The following is a 555-nucleotide window of genomic DNA, read 5'->3' as shown; positions in this document are numbered from 1 at the left end:
GGGGAGCCGAAGGGAAACCGAGTCTTAACTGGGCGTTGAGTTGCAAGGTATAGACCCGAAACCCGGTGATCTAGCCATGTGCAGGTTGAAGGTTGGGTAACACTAACTGGAGGACCGAACCGACTAATGTTGAAAAATTAGCGGATGACGTGTGGCTGGGGGTGAAAGGCCAATCAAACCGGGAGATAGCTGGTTCTCCCCGAAATCTATTTAGGTAGAGCCTTGAGCGGACACCTTCGGGGGTAGAGCACTGTTTCGGCTAGGGGTCCATCCCGGATTACCAACCCGATGCAAACTGCGAATACCGAAGAGTGATACTCAGGAGACACACGGCGGGTGCTAACGTCCGTCGTGGAGAGGGAAACAACCCAGACCGCCAGCTAAGGTCCCAAAGTGTATGTTAAGTGGGAAACGAAGTGGGAAGGCTTAGACAGCTAGGATGTTGGCTTAGAAGCAGCCATCATTTAAAGAAAGCGTAATAGCTCACTAGTCGAGTCGGCCTGCGCGGAAGATGTAACGGGGCTGAAACATAGCACCGAAGCTGCGGCATTCAGG

1 rRNA gene is annotated in these 555 nt (G+C 53.0%); it reads left to right on the top strand.

Annotation, left to right across the window (positions count from 1 at the left end):
* A 23S ribosomal RNA gene (locus ACESOH_RS11765) occupies positions 1–555 on the top strand; the annotation flags it as partial.

The organism is Necropsobacter rosorum (assembly GCF_964241405.1).
GTDB classification, from domain to species: Bacteria; Pseudomonadota; Gammaproteobacteria; order Enterobacterales; family Pasteurellaceae; genus Necropsobacter; species Necropsobacter rosorum.
Note: the sequence above shows the minus strand (reverse complement) of the source record. Positions and strands in the feature narration are given on the sequence as shown.